Here is a 14,642-nt window from a genome sequence, read left to right on the forward strand (position 1 = left end):
GTGATGATGCTATGGATCAACCTTGTAGGAATTGCGCTTATTGTTCTAATCGTCTGGTGGTTTTGGTTGTACAAAGAGCACAATATTAGTATCGCTGAAGGCTCGTTAGAGGTCTTGGTAAAAGACGGTATTTACCAACCAGCACACATCAAAATCAGAGCGAATGAAGAAAGACAAATAGTATTTCATCGAGCTGATGCGATTCCTTGCGCAGAAATGCTATCAATACCCGATTTAGATATTTCAGAACGGCTACCTTTAAATAAGAAGACAGTTATATCTCTTCCAGCGCTACCATCAGGTGAGTACGCGTTTCACTGTCAAATGCAAATGTATAAAGGGAAGATAACGGTTCAATGATTCGTTAGCTTTCAAAAAGGAGAATAAATATGAGCAATTCAAATTTATCATTTTGGAAAACGCCTTCTGGGTGGGCTGCACTGGGACTCATTGCTGCTGCGAGTTACTTTTTATTTTTTGAGCATGGCGAGCATGTGTGGTCATATTTGCCTTACCTGATTCTGTTACTTTGCCCCTTTATGCATTTTTTTATGCATGGGAGTCACGGGCACGATCGTCATAATAACGAGCAAAAAGAGACAGAAGAAGACCAAATGACGTTCAAAGAAAGGCCTCAACAAAAAACAACTACAAACATCGAAGAAAAGAGAGAAAACGATGCACGGTGAATCCGACTATGGCCTATGGGGCTTAGTTTTCATAAATTCGGCCATTTTTATATTTTTTGCATTTAGCTTTGTAAAACCACAATCAAAGACCGATTGGAGAAGCTTGGGTGCTTTTTCCGCTTTTATACTTGCTTTGTTCACAGAAATGTATGGGTTTCCACTCACCATCTATTTTTTGTCAGGCTGGTTAACAGAGCTTTACCCAAACACAGATTTTTTTGCACATGAAAATGGACATTTGCTCCAAACGATTTTAGGTCTTGAGGGGGATGCCCATTGGAGCATATTGCACATTACTAGCAATGTACTCATCGTTGCTGGTTTCTTTATTTTATCTTCTGCGTGGAACGTTTTACATCATGCGCAGAAAAACCATTCGCTTGCCAATACAGGTTGGTATGCAAGATGTCGCCATCCACAGTATTTAGCTTTTATTATCATAATGTTTGGCTTTTTATTGCAATGGCCCACCATCCCGACATTGATCATGTTTCCAATATTGACACTAGTCTATATTCGCTTAGCGAAACGTGAAGAAAAGGCTGCGATAGCCGAATTTGGGGAGCGTTATTTAGCATACAAAGATAACACGCCTGCTTGGCTCCCTAAATTAAGCAGTTCAAATCTACAATATGGCAATTAACGTTTTTGTAAAACGCGATGGTCGAAGGTATCAACATATTTATAGGCAGGAAAAAACAATGAGTAACAAACATCATAGAGTTGGTGTAAATGAATTAAATTTAGTAATTCGTCACCTTCGACTGACGGGTGTGACTGCGGACAATTTAGACTTAATTGTCCGAGATATAGATTCAACCATCGGCGTTGATGCAGTGTCCTTTGAAGAGTCATCCAACACGCTTCATATTGGTTATGATGCGACGCATTGTGAACTGGATGGCATCGAGAATATAGTTCGAACGCACAGAGCCGACATTTCGGACGATTGGTGGACGCATTTCAAAGAAGGCTATTATCAATTTGTTGACGAAAATATTCGCGAAAATGCCAAACATAAGCCATGGAGCTGCCATACAACTGATCTGGGCAAGCGCTCTAAATAAAAAGACTTAAAACATCGTTCAAAACCTTTTTAATCTTAAGGAGACATTATCAATGCAGATTTCTAACAACACGCCAGTTTATCGACCGATTGTGAGTGACAAATTGGAAAAAAATCATCAAACAGCAGAAGCAGAAACATCCAACTGTAAAAAGAAAGAAGCTGGAGAAAGCGCCATTGCGGAGGCGAATAAAGTGAACGGTAATAACCAGACCGAGCCGAGTGAAATTAAGCAATCAATATCTGTGAAGGTGTAACTAGTAGAGCTCATATCTACACGTCTATCGGACTGATTCAATTTTATAGAATGTTCAGGCCGATAAACGTGCATTTCCCGCACTATATCCTCAAAGTTTTTTTATTCTAGCCATCATGGGCATGTCCTTCATCGTCATCATCTTTGCGCTTATGCCTGAGGAAAAAGCGCTCATAGGCAAAAACGGCAACAATGCCAATGCCAGCAATGATGATAATCTGTAAATCATCACTGCCTTTGATCCAAATGAATGCGAGAAGAACAACAGCATCTAATATAATTGCGGTGATCACCACCAGTGGGTTTGCTCCAACCTCTTTTCTAAGTACCTTTAATACGCCCCAATGAATGATAATATCCATTACTAAGTAAAAAATGGCTCCTAAAGATGCGATCCTTGAAAGATCAAAAAAAGCGGCAAGTAGTCCGGCAGCAACTACAGTAAAGACCAAAGTATGTTTTTGAATATTACCGGGCATACCAAAGTGCCGATGGGGGATCAAATTCATATCTGTCAACATTGCCAACATACGCGAAACCGCAAAAACGCTGGCTAGTAGACCCGATGCGGTCGCTATTATTGCAATACCCACCGTAAACCAAACACCATACTGTCCGATAGCGGGACGAGCCGCTTCAGCGAGTGCATAGTCTTTAGCTGCAACTATCTGTTTGACCGTTAATGTGGAGCCTACGGCATAGCAGACTAATAAATAGATAACCAAACAAATTAATAAAGACACTATAATGGCTCGCCCAACATTTTTGTTTGGGTCGACCACCTCGTCGCCGCTATTGGTGATAGTTGTAAATCCTTTGTAGGCTAAAATCGCCAAAGCGGTCCCAGCTAAAAATCCACTAGCAGAGGAATTTTCACTTACATCAGCACTAGCGGCTTGAAAAGCAAACCCTGCTGCCCAGAGTGCTACAAGGGCGAAAATTAATATGCCACCAATTTTCAAGACGGCTGTAACCTTAGATACACTTCCAATTACCTTGTTACCCGCAACATTTACAACAAATGCAAAAATGATGAGTCCGATAGCTAGTATCGGGACTAATATGCTATTTTCTTGCACATCAAATAACTGAAGGGTGTATGTGCCAAACGTTCGGGCCACCAGACTTTCATTGATAACCATTGAAAGTGCCATTAATAATGCGGCACCTCCGGTCACGGCACTTGGTCCATAGGCCTTTTTTAATATCATTGCGATCCCGCCCGCAGATGGATATTTGTTTGAAACCTTGATGTAACTGTAGGCACTAAATCCACTAATGATGGCGGCTATGATGAATGCAAGCGGGAAAAGCGAACCTGCATATTCCGCGACTTGACCGGTGAGCGCAAATATTCCTGCTCCAATCATTACACCAGTGCCCATCGCTATTGTACCGGTTAAACTTAAGCTTCCTTTTTCATAATCTTCGTTGTGAGAACTCATTGTAAATATTCCTTAAAATGCGGTTTAAGAAAGACTATTTTGTGGAGACACAAATCTATTTTGTTTTTAAAGCTTTAAATATGTCTCCACCGTCTTTAAATCATTGCGGTTGAGAGCATCCATAACCCTGCGGCAATCATAAAGAGATTTTCTGTGAGTGATACAAAGCCAAGCGGTACGTTACTATCACCGCCCACGCATGCACATTTGAGTTCACGCTTATCAATATACACCGCTTTGAATACTGAAACCGCGCCTACTGTCCCGATAAATAGAGAGACAGGGCCAACGAGATAACCAGACAGGCCTGCGAGCATTCCGATTCCAGCGAACGCTTCGGCAAAGGGGTAAATGTAGCCGTAGCGTATATTCCTCATAGCGAGTAAGTCATAGGTGATGAAGGAGTTCGTAAAACTATAGAGATCTTTAAGCTTTTGAATCGCTAATAAGCTCATGCTAAATGCAACAAATAATTCTATAACTTGAATGAAAAAATTGCTTTGAACAAAGGCATATGCGATTGCTAGTGCCATTAACAATGCAACTGAAAATATTGCAATGACAGGTGTATAGGTGGTGCCCGTTTGTCCTGCTTCCCCTAAATCAAAATATTCACGTAGATCGTCATACCCTCCGATTCTTTCTCCATTGATAAACGTTTGAGGGGTTGTTTCTACTTCGTGTTCGTTTTTGAACTTATCGGTTTCTTCACGACTTGCTAGCTTGTGGTCCTCTACTTGATACCCTTCTCGTTCCAGTAGGTCTTTAGATCGCAAGCCATAGGGACAAATGTGTTCATCTGTATGCATTCGATATAATTTTGCTCTTAATTCCATGGTCTTCTCCTAATTATAAGTAATTTGTAATTTTCCAATGGCGTGTCTATTTTTGACTGAAATCCGGTACTTGACGACTTTCAACTTCAGCTTCAGTTTTTACTTCACCATTCTTCTCTATGTCCTCTAGTAACCATTTCATTTCCTTGATTTCTCGCTCTTGCGCCGCAATGATTTCGTTTGCTAGCTTGAGGACTCGCTTATCTGAGATATTGGCTCGCTCGCTAGTTAAAATCGCAATAGAGTGATGCGGTATCATTGCTTTCATCCACGCTTCATCAGCGATGGTTGATTGAGAGCGGACTAGGTACAGTGAGATCACAAAGATGAGTCCGCTACCTAGCAAAATTGTCCAATTCTTGGCTTTGTTCTCATACATGTTAAGCATAAATAGCAACATAATGATTGCCATTATTGAGCCCATATAGATAGCCATGTAAAACCGCGTTTCGCTAAAAAAAATGTGGTCAAATGCATATGTATTGAAATACATCATTAACAGCATGGCCGCAGTTGATGTAAAGATCATTGCTAAAAATTTTGTATATTTAGTCATCACGTTATCCTGTCTGTCCTTCTAGGACTGATTCATTGTTTTAAATATTAGAGAGGCCGAACAGCTAACAAGCAAAAAGCCCGTCATTGCCTCCAAACCTGATAAGAAATTTAAATGCCCAATTGGCTCTAGTTGAGCTAATCCTAAGGTGGTTAAGTTAATGAGTGAGAAGTAATAAATTTCAATAAAATAAAGAGAACTTGATCCCTGCAAATCGCCTAGACCGATCTCTATAGATAACAGAAACCCTACGGCGAACCAAAAGGCAGCTATCAACTGGCTAAAGGTTATGCCATAAACTACTGCAATGAGCTTTAAGTATGCAGAAAGGTCTGAGCTAACAACGTAATTTTTTAACGCTCTGAGGCTTAAAAAATGACTCGTCGTAGCGAGGCCTATTGCCACTAAAGCTATCATCAACTGAATAATTACTTCCATTGATTGCTCCTTTTAAAAGCGCTTAAAACCAGAATCGAGCACCCACCACGAAACCAGTTTCACTTACCGACTCACCCTTGTTTCGAGCAATATCAGCGCTATTAACGAGACTCCGACTCCAATAAATGCCTGCGTATGGTGCAAACTCTCTTGCAAACTCATAGCGATATCGCAAACCTAAACGTATCGAATTGAGGCCAGAGGGGCGGTCAAACCTTTCAGATTCTGAAAGCGAACCAGCAAGGGCAAGTCTCGGTTGTAAGAATGACGTTTGGGTTACTCTTATTTCATATTCGGCTTCTACTGAGAAACTGACATCACCATCCTCATTAATCACAATGGAGTTATCCATTTCGAATTGATAAGGAGCAACCCCATACAAGCTAATGACGGCATAGTTCTCCATACTCGTATCGCTACTTAGCAGTCCTCTTGTGCCAATACCGACTTGAAATTCCCAAAATGGCGCAATTAATTTACTAGCAAGGAGCTCAGCTCGCTCTAAATCTGTTGGTTCGCCATCATCTTGCTTGTTTTCGCCTTCACTTTTGAAGTAAAGGCGATAGGTATCACCGCCGTACCATCCGATCATGTCCCACACTCCGATGTTTTCTTCATCGTTTGTGCGTGTATATTCAAAACGGTCAAATAAAATCATGCCCGTGTTGTACTGTTCGACTGGTTTTGGCCAATCTGATGGAATCTCTTGCGCATTAGACGATGCGCAAAGACCAATTAGTAAAGTACTGAAAATTTTAGACGTGTTTTTCATATAATTTCCCCTACGAGACCGATACGATTCTGAACATGCCCGCATCCATGTGATAGAGCAGGTGACAATGGAATGCCCAATTTCCGGGGGCATCTGCGCTTATCAAGAGCGACACTTTTTCGCTGGGTTTTAAACTTATCGTATGTTTTCGGGGGGGCGGATAATTCCCGTTTTCTAACTCCATCCACATACCGTGTAAGTGGATTGGATGGTTCATCATAGAATCGTTCACTAAAATCAAACGAATTCGTTCGCCATACCTAAAATGAATAGGGCCATCGACTTCGTTAAATTTGAGTCCATCAAACGACCACATATAACGTTCCATATTGCCAGTAAGATGTAATTCAATAGTTTGGGTCGGCTCTCTGGTGTCGGGCCATTCCTCAGCGCCGGTCAAGTCGCTATATAATAGTACCCGATGTTTTGCGTCCTCTAAGCCAATGCCTGGCTCATCAAGTCGACTGGTAGGGTTTGTTGCAAGCATACTTGCACCGGGTCCATGACCCTCCTCATCATGCTCAATATTAATATTATCTACCGGGAGTGCTCGCATATGCATCGATGAATGGTCATTCATTGTGTCCATTGATGACTCAGAAGACTCTTCTTTATTCATTGGCTTATTAGATTGCTTGTTCATGCCTTCCATCCCGGCCATATCTGAATTCATCCCCATGGCCGCCATGCCACGCTCTGGCATTTCACGCAATGTCGGCACAGGCGCTTCTTTCCCAAGTTCAGTACTAAGCGTTCCACGAACAAAGCCACTTCTGTCCATGCTTTCTGCAAAAAGAGTGTATGTAGTCGTGCCGATTGGCCTTACAATTACATCATAGGTTTCAGCAACCGCGATTCGAAGTTCATCGACTTTAACGGGTTTTATTGGTTGTCCATCAGCAGCCACTACCGTCATTTCGAGGCCCGGAATACGAAAATCAAAATACGTCATGGCGGAGCCATTTATGAGCCTTAATCGAATGCTTTCATTGGGCTTATAGAGCGCGGTCCAGTTGGTTTGAGCATCTCTGCCATTTATTAAATATGTATATGTGGAGCCTGTTACATCGAGAATATCTCTGGGATTCATCCGCATATTGGCCCACATAGCTCTTTCTTTTACTGTATTAAAAAAACCTTGCTTTTTAATATCGTTAACAGTGTCGCTTATGGTGCGTTGTTGATAGTTGTAGTAACCCTCTGCCACTTTCAAATGCCTGAACACATCGTGTGGATCTTCAAAGGTCCAATCGCTTAACTGAATGACATGCTCCCTGTCTGCACCTATGTCACCGTCGGAAGGGTCAATGATGACCGGGCCTAAGTGCCCCAGTTGCTCTTGCAGTCCCGAGTGGCTGTGATACCAATAGGTGCCGTTTTGTTTTATATCAAATTCATAGGTAAACGTAGAGTTCGGGTCGATACCAGGAAATGAAACGCCAGGTACTCCATCCATGTTAAATGGGAGAATAAAACCATGCCAATGAATAGACGTGCTGTCTGGTAATTCGTTGGTAACATGAATCTTAACTTGCTGACCTTCTCTTAACCGGAGCAATGGGCCAGGTGATATGTCGTTGATGGTAATAGGGCTTGCAACATCGCCGGCAATTTTCTTTTGCTGGCGAGAAATAGTCATGTTGATGTTTTTCCCACTTACTACTGCATCCCCGTAGTTTACCTCTGCAATACTGTTGTCATTTTTGCTATTGCTATAACCCTCTGCGAAAGCCCAAGGTGCTCTCATCTGACCTAGCAGGGCAAAGCCACCAGTGGCATAAGCCGCGTTTCTCAAAAAAATGCGCCTATGTTGCTTCATTCGATTATTCATAAGAACCTCACTTCTTTAGCGATATGTGCGATACGCTGCACTGTTTACATGTTTGTAAGGTAGTAACCTGACAAACTGCTTAAGAATTGAAGTTGATTTTAGGCGGCCTCAGGAGGCTAAACCCCGAGTAGAAATGATAAAAATTGAAGAAATAAAAGTTTGAAAAAGATGGTGCATTGATTGATTTCAAAACAGGTGCAACCATTGATGAAAGGTTAGAGCTCGAGCCTAATTTACACTCACAAACACCGTCACAACACTTACCGTCGCACTCTGTATGATCTTGATGTTCCGAGTGTTGCGAATGTTCCAAATGTTGCGTATTGTCAGAATGATGCTGAGTCGTTGCGGACTCAATGAAGTTGGCAGTTGCGTCATTTTTGTTTGAAGGCTCACATGCAACACTAGACAATGATAAAACAAGCAAAGCGAGGCACGCAGCGCATTTTACAAATGCATCAAGTAATCCTTTATCTGTTTTATTTGCGTTCATAATGTTGCTCAAACCCCGTCAATATCGGGTAAAAAGTTCACATATGTAGGTAAATAATGCAATCAACCTTACAGAAATAAAAAATCGCTCTTCTACAACAAATCAAGTCAAAACGCCCTAAGTCTTGGGAAGTAGAGCACAACTTAATGTCCATATAGTCACTCTCTCCTAGTCTTATTTGAGAGTAGTGCAAAAAGCAGTCCGACTATGACTAGTCAAGCCTAGATGAGAGTTTTAGCCTCTTTCTTAATTGAAATAAGCGAATAAGTGGTGACGTATTCATGGCTTAATTTTTAATTTAAAGTGACCCAACGTGAAACGACACATAAACGAGCGGATCTGACAAATTTGTAATGCAACTGTAATCTAGCCGTTATGATTTTAAGCGGTATTTACTTTAAATTTCTGTCTGGAGCCTTTTTAATCTGTGCGGGATATCGAGAGTTAGTATGAAAATAGAAAGTGTAAGAGATATTTTAGAGTGGACCATGGATTTCCATAAACAACTAGCAAGCTGCCTCACGCATTGCGAACCAAATAATTCTGAGCGCTCAAAAATGGCAATGCAATACTTGATTGCTCATGAGGAGCATTTAGCAGCGCTTATTAAATCATTTTCAGTGAAAGCGGAATCTGGAGAGTTGGAAACGCTCTTTATAGAATATTTGGAAAAGAATCCAATAGTTTTACACGAACATTGCGACGGCGCATTTGAACAAAAGGCAGACTCAGAGATTGCAGCAATCGTAATTGAACAACATCAAGAAGTGATAGCACTTTATTCTTATCTAAGAGAGCAGGCTGTAATCCCTCATCATAAAGAACTTTTGGACAACTTACTGGCACTGGAAAATCAAGAAATTGTGCGGATGGCTCAAGGATTAAATAGATTTCAGGATATTTAATTTTATAACCCAATCGGTAAAACTAGCGTTTCATTGGAAATACTATTTATTGTGAGGCAACAACTTGTTATACCGTTCGCTAGCGAACGAGTCATTGAGGCTCAGTCGTTACGTTTTGCAGGGCAGTGCGAATCTACAATGCTGTCTATTCTGTGCAAAACACCGCATTCCTTGATTTTCTTATCGTCGTTACAAGCGGCTCGCATGGATTTAAGTGTTTTCTGTAGAGCGTTTAGCTCAGATATTCGATGCTTAATATCATCAATATGTTTGTCCATTGTAGCATTGACGTTTTCGCAACTGCTTTCTGGGTTAGTTCGTGTTTCTAGTACTAAACTAATTTCTTCAATCGTCATATCGAGCGCACGGCATTGCTTAATAAACAGCAACTGCTTTAGTGCTTCGTCCGAATAACTTCGATAATTCGATTGCGTGCGCTGTGGTGCTGCTAACAACGCCTTTCGTTCATAAAAGCGAATAGTTTGAATACTTAGGCCTGTTTTATCTGCTAACTGTCCTATTTTCATTTTACTTCACCTGATGCGCTTGACTCTATACCAAGTATAGAGTTTACACTTGTGTCATAAGTCAGTAAAGCGAGTGTTTTTATGAGCGGCTGTGGGTGCGACATTGAAATCAAAGACCAAGAACAAAAAAGGGTGTTGTATTGGTTATTAGGCATTAATGCCGTTATGTTCGTTGTTGAAATGAGTGTAGGGTTATTGGCTGACTCAACAGCGCTTATTGCTGATTCATTGGATATGCTTGCGGATGCGGTGGTGTATGGCATTGGTATTTATGCAGTGGGTAAAACCATCATTCACAAAGCAAATGCCGCAAAAATTAGCGGATATTTTCAATTGATTCTAGGCCTTATTATTTTATTAGATATTGCTCGTCGTTCGATATTAGGCAGTGACCCCGAGTCATTGTTAATGATGGGGATGGGTTTTGTTGCACTAATCGCTAACATTATATGTTTGGCAATCATAAGAAAACAGAAGAGCGGCGAAGTACATATGCGAGCGAGTTGGATTTTCTCGGCGAATGACGTTATTGCCAACATGGGTGTCATTGTAGCGGGCGTCACGGTTTATCTGTTTGACACTCGCTGGCCTGATTTAGTGATTGGCTTTATTGTTTCAATTATCGTCTTGCGGGGTGCAATCTTAATCTTAAAAGATGCTAAGCAAGAACTTCGTAATAACAGCGCATCTAATGGAGAAGTGTTATGAATTTTACTCAAGCAGCAAAACCTTATGTAGAAGAAAAATTAAGAGATGCTCAACATGCATTTACAAATCAAGATGAAGAAACAGAATTTAAAGCCCTTGAGGATGCGCATGTGATTGGTCAACACTCTACTTTTCATCATACCCGAGTACACTATGAAATGCTTAAATTTGGCTTAAAACGCAAGGACATTAAAGAAGTCTTCGGGCAGCTCTTCAGGCTGATTGGTGCTGTTACCAAAACGGCTGTTGGTTTGTTGCCGGAGGGCAATACTGGCGGGGCAAATGTAAGCCCGTTTAAACCCATGCCTATTTCACAAGCAAATAAAGCAATCTTGGATAAGATTAAACATGCACAGTCATAATCATTCACATAGCCATACACACTCAAATGGCAATTCAGACGATGCATCAAGGCGAATTGGCTGGGCGTTCTTCTTAAATGTGGTGTTCACCATTATTGAATTTATTGGTGGTTGGCTAACCAATAGCACCGCTATTATGGCAGATGCAGTGCATGATCTAGGCGATAGTTTGTCAATTGGCACAGCGTGGGGATTGAACAAGCTTAGCGACAAAGATGCTAATCAAACGTTTTCATATGGCTACAAACGCTTTTCTTTATTGGGCGCATTAATTAACGGTTTAGTGCTCACGGTGGGCTCGATTTGGATATTGTTTGAAGCGATACCTCGTTTGGCAGAGCCTGAAATGCCCCAAGTTGAAGGGATGTTAGCATTATCGATTTTTGGTATGGCAGTAAACGGTTTTGCCGCTTATAAACTAAGTGAAGGAACGTCATTAAATGAACGCGTGCTTAATTGGCACTTGTTAGAAGACGTGCTCGGTTGGGTGGCCGTATTTATTGTATCGATCGTCTTAATGTTTAAGCCATGGGCGATTTTAGATCCCATCCTGTCCATTGGCTTTACTTTGTTCATTCTCTTCAATGTGTTTCGTAACCTAAAAGAAACCCTGATGTTGTTTTTACAAGCAACACCAGATGAGGAGCAAATGTCAAAAATCCGAAACGACTTGCTTGCAAACGATAAGGTAAGCGACCTCCATCATTTTCATATTTGGTCTTTAGACGGCGAGCGAAATGTCATGACAGTCCATCTTGTTTTACAGGGTGAGGTGAACATTGAGCACATCCAAACATTGAAGCATAGCGTACAAACATCATTAGCAAAGTACGACTTTGAACACACTACAGTCGAAATAGAATTTGCCGATGAACAATGTCGTGACGAAGTGAAATAGACTTGGTAGACTCGCGCTCATGAAAAATCTAAAACACATAAGTTACATCTTGATCTCGCTGATACTCTTTCAGTCGTTTTCTGCTGTGGCCAATTCGTTAGATTTTCATACAATAGAAACACAACATCTGCAACATGAACACCAGCATTCAGGGCACAATCAAGCGTCAAATGATATTCCAACTAAAGTGCTTGGTGAGTCAGCAAAAGCAGATCACCATAACCCTGCCGATTGCCATCATTGTGGCCACTGCCACGGTACGCATGCGCAGTGGTTAGGTCAGCACGACATCAACAATCTACAATCCGTGCTATCTATCCACAATTTTAATTATTTGGATGCGATCATCGACGCACCCATCAACCGATTACTACGCCCACCCAAAACACTATCCTAATATCGCTTTCGATAGTGTCGCGTTGAAGACTCTCGCGACGCTGAATATTGATAAATTATTAGGATATTCTAATGAAAATGTTTCCTATTTTTGTGCATGCACGCGCCATTGCGTTTGCTTGCGCATTGGGCTTAACGTTGAGCCCACTTACCGCTCAAGCGGTACAAACTAATCGCTATATAGATGAAGGTGTTCAAGCGCCCGTGCGAGAAACGCTAAGCCTTGAAGATACAATCAGACTTACACTTGCCAATAATCCAAGTTTGTATGAGTTTGAATTTAGACAGCGAGTAATTGACGGTGAATCAAAAACCGCCGCGCTTAAACCCGCACTGAATGCTGGGATTGAACTAGAGAACTTTATGGGAACCGGCGAGGTGTCGGGCATTAAGGAGCTTGAAGTCAGTTTGACCTTGTCATCTGTACTACAGCTCAACGACAAGCCTAGCGCAAGGTTGAATGTACTCTCTGAGCGTAAAATACAACAAGAAGTGGAAAAGAAAATACGCACACTAGATGTCCTCGGCGAGCTGAATCGTCGTTACATCAAAGCACTCGTATTGCAGGCCACCTTAGACGTGCAAAACGACGCACAGACACTTGCACTCTATACCTATAACGCAGTTGCTAAGCGGGTTGATGCAGGCGCGTCACCATTGCTAGAGCAAAAACGCGCCCAAGCCGCACTAGCCCAAGCAAAACTCGATGTTAAATTGGCTCAAGAAAGTCTTCAATTTGCATTGCGCAGTCTTGCCATCATGTGGGGCGAACAAACGCCCACTTTTAAGCGAGTGGAAGGTCAACTTTTTGCGTTTCACGACACTGGCTCATTCGAGACGCTTTCGACCGCTATTCAAAGCAGTCCGCATATAGACCTGTTTGCAAAACAAAGCCGCGTTCAAGCGGCGCAGCTTAGATTAGTGCAAGCCAATAATCGAGCTGACATTGAATGGTCAGCCGGTGTTCGGCGAATACAAGGTATTGATGAAACCGCTTTTACAGCTGGGATCAGCATGCCATTGTTTCAACAAAAACGAAATCTAGGCGAATACGAGGCGCAAAAGGCACGCCTTGATGCAATAGAACTGCAAAAACAGAGTAATGTGCGCAGTCTTTTACATTCAGTTAATCAGGCTTTAGGGGAGCACACTCGCGCATTATTAGAGGTCGACGCTATTCAACAAACCGTAATGCCGCCTCTTAAAGAAGCCTTAGATTTAGTCAAAAGCGCTTATTTAGATGGCAGATTTAGCTATTTGGAATGGGTATCTACTCGACAAGAATTCTTAGATACGCGCCTGACATTAATCGAGGCGGCGTCTCAAGTGCACCTAAGCAAAACAGAAATTGAAACGCTTACCGGTCTTGCACTTAAGGCTCCACAAAGCGGCACTTCAAAAACTGATACTGCAAAGAACAATGCTTCCAAAAAGCTAGAGCACAACATCACTATGCAGCAGCCATCAAACATTTCGATAAGAAGTAACGATTATGAATAAATTTACTCAATTAAAAACATTCACAATATTAAAAGCACTCGTTTTAAGCGTCACGCTAATGATGATACATGGGACGGTAATCGCAGGGGACAAACACACAGGTAGTGATTCTCATGAGGACGATAAACACGCTGGTGAAGTCGTTACGATGAGTGATGAGACGGCTATGCAAAATGGGATTACCACCACAAATGTCATCGCTGGCGACATATCACTTTCGACCACACTCTATGGCCGAATAAGCGCAGATCCGAGTTCATTGAGTCATATCAGAGCGCGTTTTGACGGTGTGATCAAAGATGTCAAAGTTAATATTGGCGACACAGTTAAAAAAGGAGATGTTTTAGCAGTCGTAGAATCAAATGAGAGCTTAAAAAGCTACTCGATTGTTTCTCCCTTTGATGGCAACGTAATAGCGCGGCATGCCAATAATGGTGAGTTATCAAACGGACAAGTACTGTTTTCATTAGCAAACTATAAGAATGTGTGGGCACAGTTAACCGTGTTCTCGCAGCACCTCGGCAAAATTAAGGTAGGACAAGCTGTTGAATTAAGACATGCAAACTTTGAACAGCTATCTGAAATTGCTTATCTGACGCCATCTGCCAATGGCAGTCCGCATTCGCTTGCCAACGTCACTGTGGATAATAGCAGTGGCTATTGGCCATTAGGCACTTTAGTAAAGGCGCAGGTAACCACCGCCACTAAGGCCGTAAGTCATATGGTGCCTGTTACTGCCGTGCAAGAGTATGAAGACAAGCAAGTGGTATTTGTTAGTTATGATAATGAATATAAACCACGCCCCGTGCAGCTTGGTGTGACGGATGGTCGCTTTATTGAAGTCATCAGCGGCATTGAATTAGGTGAGCTTGTTGTGGTTACCAATAGTTACCTGATCAAAGCGGATCTGGAAAAATCGGAGGCCGGTCATGACCATTAATGCCTCAATTCAATCCGAATATAC

At 41.8% G+C, this 14,642-nt stretch carries 19 protein-coding genes; 12 read left to right on the forward strand and 7 right to left on the reverse strand.

The window, feature by feature from the left end; all coding sequences use genetic code 11:
- The first annotated feature begins 3 nt into the window (after positions 1-3).
- Genes ACOJR9_RS09110 through ACOJR9_RS09130 form a run of 5 tightly spaced genes read left to right on the forward strand, consistent with a single transcriptional unit; the run spans position 4 to position 2,012 of the window.
- Positions 4-360: a cupredoxin domain-containing protein gene (locus ACOJR9_RS09110; protein WP_420935938.1), complete on the forward strand. Its 357-nt coding sequence runs from the start codon at positions 4-6 to the stop codon at positions 358-360.
- A 29-nt stretch (positions 361-389) separates the two neighbouring features.
- Entirely contained in the window at positions 390-689 is a 300-nt protein-coding gene (locus ACOJR9_RS09115) for a DUF2933 domain-containing protein (RefSeq protein WP_032094224.1), read from the forward strand.
- Positions 679-1,332, forward strand: a complete 654-nt coding sequence (locus ACOJR9_RS09120; protein ID WP_032094223.1) for a methyltransferase family protein — start codon at positions 679-681, stop codon at positions 1,330-1,332. The genes ACOJR9_RS09115 and ACOJR9_RS09120 overlap by 11 nt, the downstream gene beginning before the upstream one ends.
- Before the next feature lie 58 nt (positions 1,333-1,390).
- The gene (locus ACOJR9_RS09125; RefSeq protein ID WP_032094222.1) at positions 1,391-1,756 is read left to right on the forward strand and encodes a hypothetical protein; all 366 of its coding nucleotides are present in this window, start codon (positions 1,391-1,393) and stop codon (positions 1,754-1,756) included.
- Positions 1,757-1,808: 52 nt separating this feature from the next.
- A complete protein-coding gene (locus ACOJR9_RS09130; RefSeq protein WP_032094221.1) occupies positions 1,809-2,012 on the forward strand; it encodes a hypothetical protein in 204 nt (67 codons plus the stop codon).
- A 106-nt stretch (positions 2,013-2,118) separates the two neighbouring features.
- Here the strand turns inward: ACOJR9_RS09130 and ACOJR9_RS09135 are convergent, their stop codons facing one another.
- The 6 genes from ACOJR9_RS09135 to ACOJR9_RS09160 form a co-directional block, all read right to left on the reverse strand.
- Entirely contained in the window at positions 2,119-3,456 is a 1,338-nt protein-coding gene (locus tag ACOJR9_RS09135; RefSeq protein ID WP_420935939.1) for an APC family permease, read from the reverse strand.
- Positions 3,457-3,551: 95 nt separating this feature from the next.
- On the reverse strand, positions 3,552-4,292 hold the full coding sequence (locus ACOJR9_RS09140) for a MauE/DoxX family redox-associated membrane protein (RefSeq protein WP_032094219.1): 741 nt from the start codon (positions 4,290-4,292) through the stop codon (positions 3,552-3,554).
- Between the two features lie 46 nt (positions 4,293-4,338).
- Positions 4,339-4,848, reverse strand: a complete 510-nt coding sequence (locus ACOJR9_RS09145; protein ID WP_032094218.1) for a DUF305 domain-containing protein — start codon at positions 4,846-4,848, stop codon at positions 4,339-4,341.
- A gap of 21 nt (positions 4,849-4,869) precedes the next feature.
- On the reverse strand, positions 4,870-5,286 hold the full coding sequence (locus ACOJR9_RS09150) for a hypothetical protein (RefSeq protein WP_032094217.1): 417 nt from the start codon (positions 5,284-5,286) through the stop codon (positions 4,870-4,872).
- A 22-nt stretch (positions 5,287-5,308) separates the two neighbouring features.
- Entirely contained in the window at positions 5,309-6,058 is a 750-nt protein-coding gene (locus tag ACOJR9_RS09155; RefSeq protein WP_032094216.1) for a copper resistance protein B, read from the reverse strand.
- A gap of 10 nt (positions 6,059-6,068) precedes the next feature.
- Positions 6,069-7,877, reverse strand: coding sequence for a copper resistance system multicopper oxidase (locus ACOJR9_RS09160; protein ID WP_420935940.1), 1,809 nt, complete (start codon positions 7,875-7,877; stop codon positions 6,069-6,071).
- Positions 7,878-8,831: 954 nt separating this feature from the next.
- Between ACOJR9_RS09160 and ACOJR9_RS09165 the strand changes: the two genes are divergently transcribed.
- Positions 8,832-9,287: a hypothetical protein gene (locus ACOJR9_RS09165; RefSeq protein WP_013783939.1), complete on the forward strand. Its 456-nt coding sequence runs from the start codon at positions 8,832-8,834 to the stop codon at positions 9,285-9,287.
- 101 nt (positions 9,288-9,388) lie between these two features.
- On the opposite strand, the gene cadR is transcribed toward ACOJR9_RS09165, so the two are convergent.
- On the reverse strand, positions 9,389-9,814 hold the full coding sequence (gene cadR / locus ACOJR9_RS09170) for a Cd(II)/Pb(II)-responsive transcriptional regulator (RefSeq protein WP_420935941.1): 426 nt from the start codon (positions 9,812-9,814) through the stop codon (positions 9,389-9,391).
- An 81-nt stretch (positions 9,815-9,895) separates the two neighbouring features.
- Between cadR and ACOJR9_RS09175 the strand changes: the two genes are divergently transcribed.
- The 6 genes from ACOJR9_RS09175 (at position 9,896) to ACOJR9_RS09200 (ending at position 14,618) form a co-directional block, all read left to right on the forward strand.
- Positions 9,896-10,522: a cation transporter gene (locus tag ACOJR9_RS09175; RefSeq protein ID WP_420935942.1), complete on the forward strand. Its 627-nt coding sequence runs from the start codon at positions 9,896-9,898 to the stop codon at positions 10,520-10,522.
- Positions 10,519-10,884: a DUF3703 domain-containing protein gene (locus ACOJR9_RS09180; RefSeq protein WP_420935943.1), complete on the forward strand. Its 366-nt coding sequence runs from the start codon at positions 10,519-10,521 to the stop codon at positions 10,882-10,884. The genes ACOJR9_RS09175 and ACOJR9_RS09180 overlap by 4 nt, the downstream gene beginning before the upstream one ends.
- The gene (locus ACOJR9_RS09185; RefSeq protein WP_420935944.1) at positions 10,871-11,782 is read left to right on the forward strand and encodes a cation diffusion facilitator family transporter; all 912 of its coding nucleotides are present in this window, start codon (positions 10,871-10,873) and stop codon (positions 11,780-11,782) included. Before ACOJR9_RS09180 ends, ACOJR9_RS09185 begins: the two co-directional genes overlap by 14 nt.
- Before the next feature lie 19 nt (positions 11,783-11,801).
- Positions 11,802-12,179 carry a hypothetical protein gene (locus ACOJR9_RS09190; protein ID WP_420935945.1) on the forward strand — a complete coding sequence of 126 codons (378 nt, stop codon included), beginning with the start codon at positions 11,802-11,804 and terminating at the stop codon, positions 12,177-12,179.
- Between the two features lie 71 nt (positions 12,180-12,250).
- Positions 12,251-13,678, forward strand: coding sequence for a TolC family protein (locus ACOJR9_RS09195; protein ID WP_420935946.1), 1,428 nt, complete (start codon positions 12,251-12,253; stop codon positions 13,676-13,678).
- Positions 13,671-14,618: an efflux RND transporter periplasmic adaptor subunit gene (locus ACOJR9_RS09200; RefSeq protein ID WP_420935947.1), complete on the forward strand. Its 948-nt coding sequence runs from the start codon at positions 13,671-13,673 to the stop codon at positions 14,616-14,618. The genes ACOJR9_RS09195 and ACOJR9_RS09200 overlap by 8 nt, the downstream gene beginning before the upstream one ends.
- Positions 14,619-14,642: the final 24 nt, after the last annotated feature.

This window comes from Alteromonas ulvae, assembly GCF_048987005.1.
In the GTDB taxonomy this organism is placed as follows: Bacteria; Pseudomonadota; Gammaproteobacteria; order Enterobacterales; family Alteromonadaceae; genus Alteromonas.

Bases quoted from the DNA above. Each gene is read 5' to 3' on its own strand.
- ACOJR9_RS09110 (WP_420935938.1), top strand. From the start codon at position 4: ATGATGCTATGGATCAACCTTGTAGGAATTGCGCTTATTGTTCTAATC.
- ACOJR9_RS09115 (WP_032094224.1), top strand. From the start codon at position 390: ATGAGCAATTCAAATTTATCATTTTGGAAAACGCCTTCTGGGTGGGCT.
- ACOJR9_RS09120 (WP_032094223.1), top strand. From the start codon at position 679: ATGCACGGTGAATCCGACTATGGCCTATGGGGCTTAGTTTTCATAAAT.
- ACOJR9_RS09125 (WP_032094222.1), top strand. From the start codon at position 1,391: ATGAGTAACAAACATCATAGAGTTGGTGTAAATGAATTAAATTTAGTA.
- ACOJR9_RS09130 (WP_032094221.1), top strand. From the start codon at position 1,809: ATGCAGATTTCTAACAACACGCCAGTTTATCGACCGATTGTGAGTGAC.
- ACOJR9_RS09135 (WP_420935939.1), bottom strand. From the start codon at position 3,456: ATGAGTTCTCACAACGAAGATTATGAAAAAGGAAGCTTAAGTTTAACC.
- ACOJR9_RS09140 (WP_032094219.1), bottom strand. From the start codon at position 4,292: ATGGAATTAAGAGCAAAATTATATCGAATGCATACAGATGAACACATT.
- ACOJR9_RS09145 (WP_032094218.1), bottom strand. From the start codon at position 4,848: ATGACTAAATATACAAAATTTTTAGCAATGATCTTTACATCAACTGCG.
- ACOJR9_RS09150 (WP_032094217.1), bottom strand. From the start codon at position 5,286: ATGGAAGTAATTATTCAGTTGATGATAGCTTTAGTGGCAATAGGCCTC.
- ACOJR9_RS09155 (WP_032094216.1), bottom strand. From the start codon at position 6,058: ATGAAAAACACGTCTAAAATTTTCAGTACTTTACTAATTGGTCTTTGC.
- ACOJR9_RS09160 (WP_420935940.1), bottom strand. From the start codon at position 7,877: ATGAAGCAACATAGGCGCATTTTTTTGAGAAACGCGGCTTATGCCACT.
- ACOJR9_RS09165 (WP_013783939.1), top strand. From the start codon at position 8,832: ATGAAAATAGAAAGTGTAAGAGATATTTTAGAGTGGACCATGGATTTC.
- cadR (WP_420935941.1), bottom strand. From the start codon at position 9,814: ATGAAAATAGGACAGTTAGCAGATAAAACAGGCCTAAGTATTCAAACT.
- ACOJR9_RS09175 (WP_420935942.1), top strand. From the start codon at position 9,896: ATGAGCGGCTGTGGGTGCGACATTGAAATCAAAGACCAAGAACAAAAA.
- ACOJR9_RS09180 (WP_420935943.1), top strand. From the start codon at position 10,519: ATGAATTTTACTCAAGCAGCAAAACCTTATGTAGAAGAAAAATTAAGA.
- ACOJR9_RS09185 (WP_420935944.1), top strand. From the start codon at position 10,871: ATGCACAGTCATAATCATTCACATAGCCATACACACTCAAATGGCAAT.
- ACOJR9_RS09190 (WP_420935945.1), top strand. From the start codon at position 11,802: ATGAAAAATCTAAAACACATAAGTTACATCTTGATCTCGCTGATACTC.
- ACOJR9_RS09195 (WP_420935946.1), top strand. From the start codon at position 12,251: ATGAAAATGTTTCCTATTTTTGTGCATGCACGCGCCATTGCGTTTGCT.
- ACOJR9_RS09200 (WP_420935947.1), top strand. From the start codon at position 13,671: ATGAATAAATTTACTCAATTAAAAACATTCACAATATTAAAAGCACTC.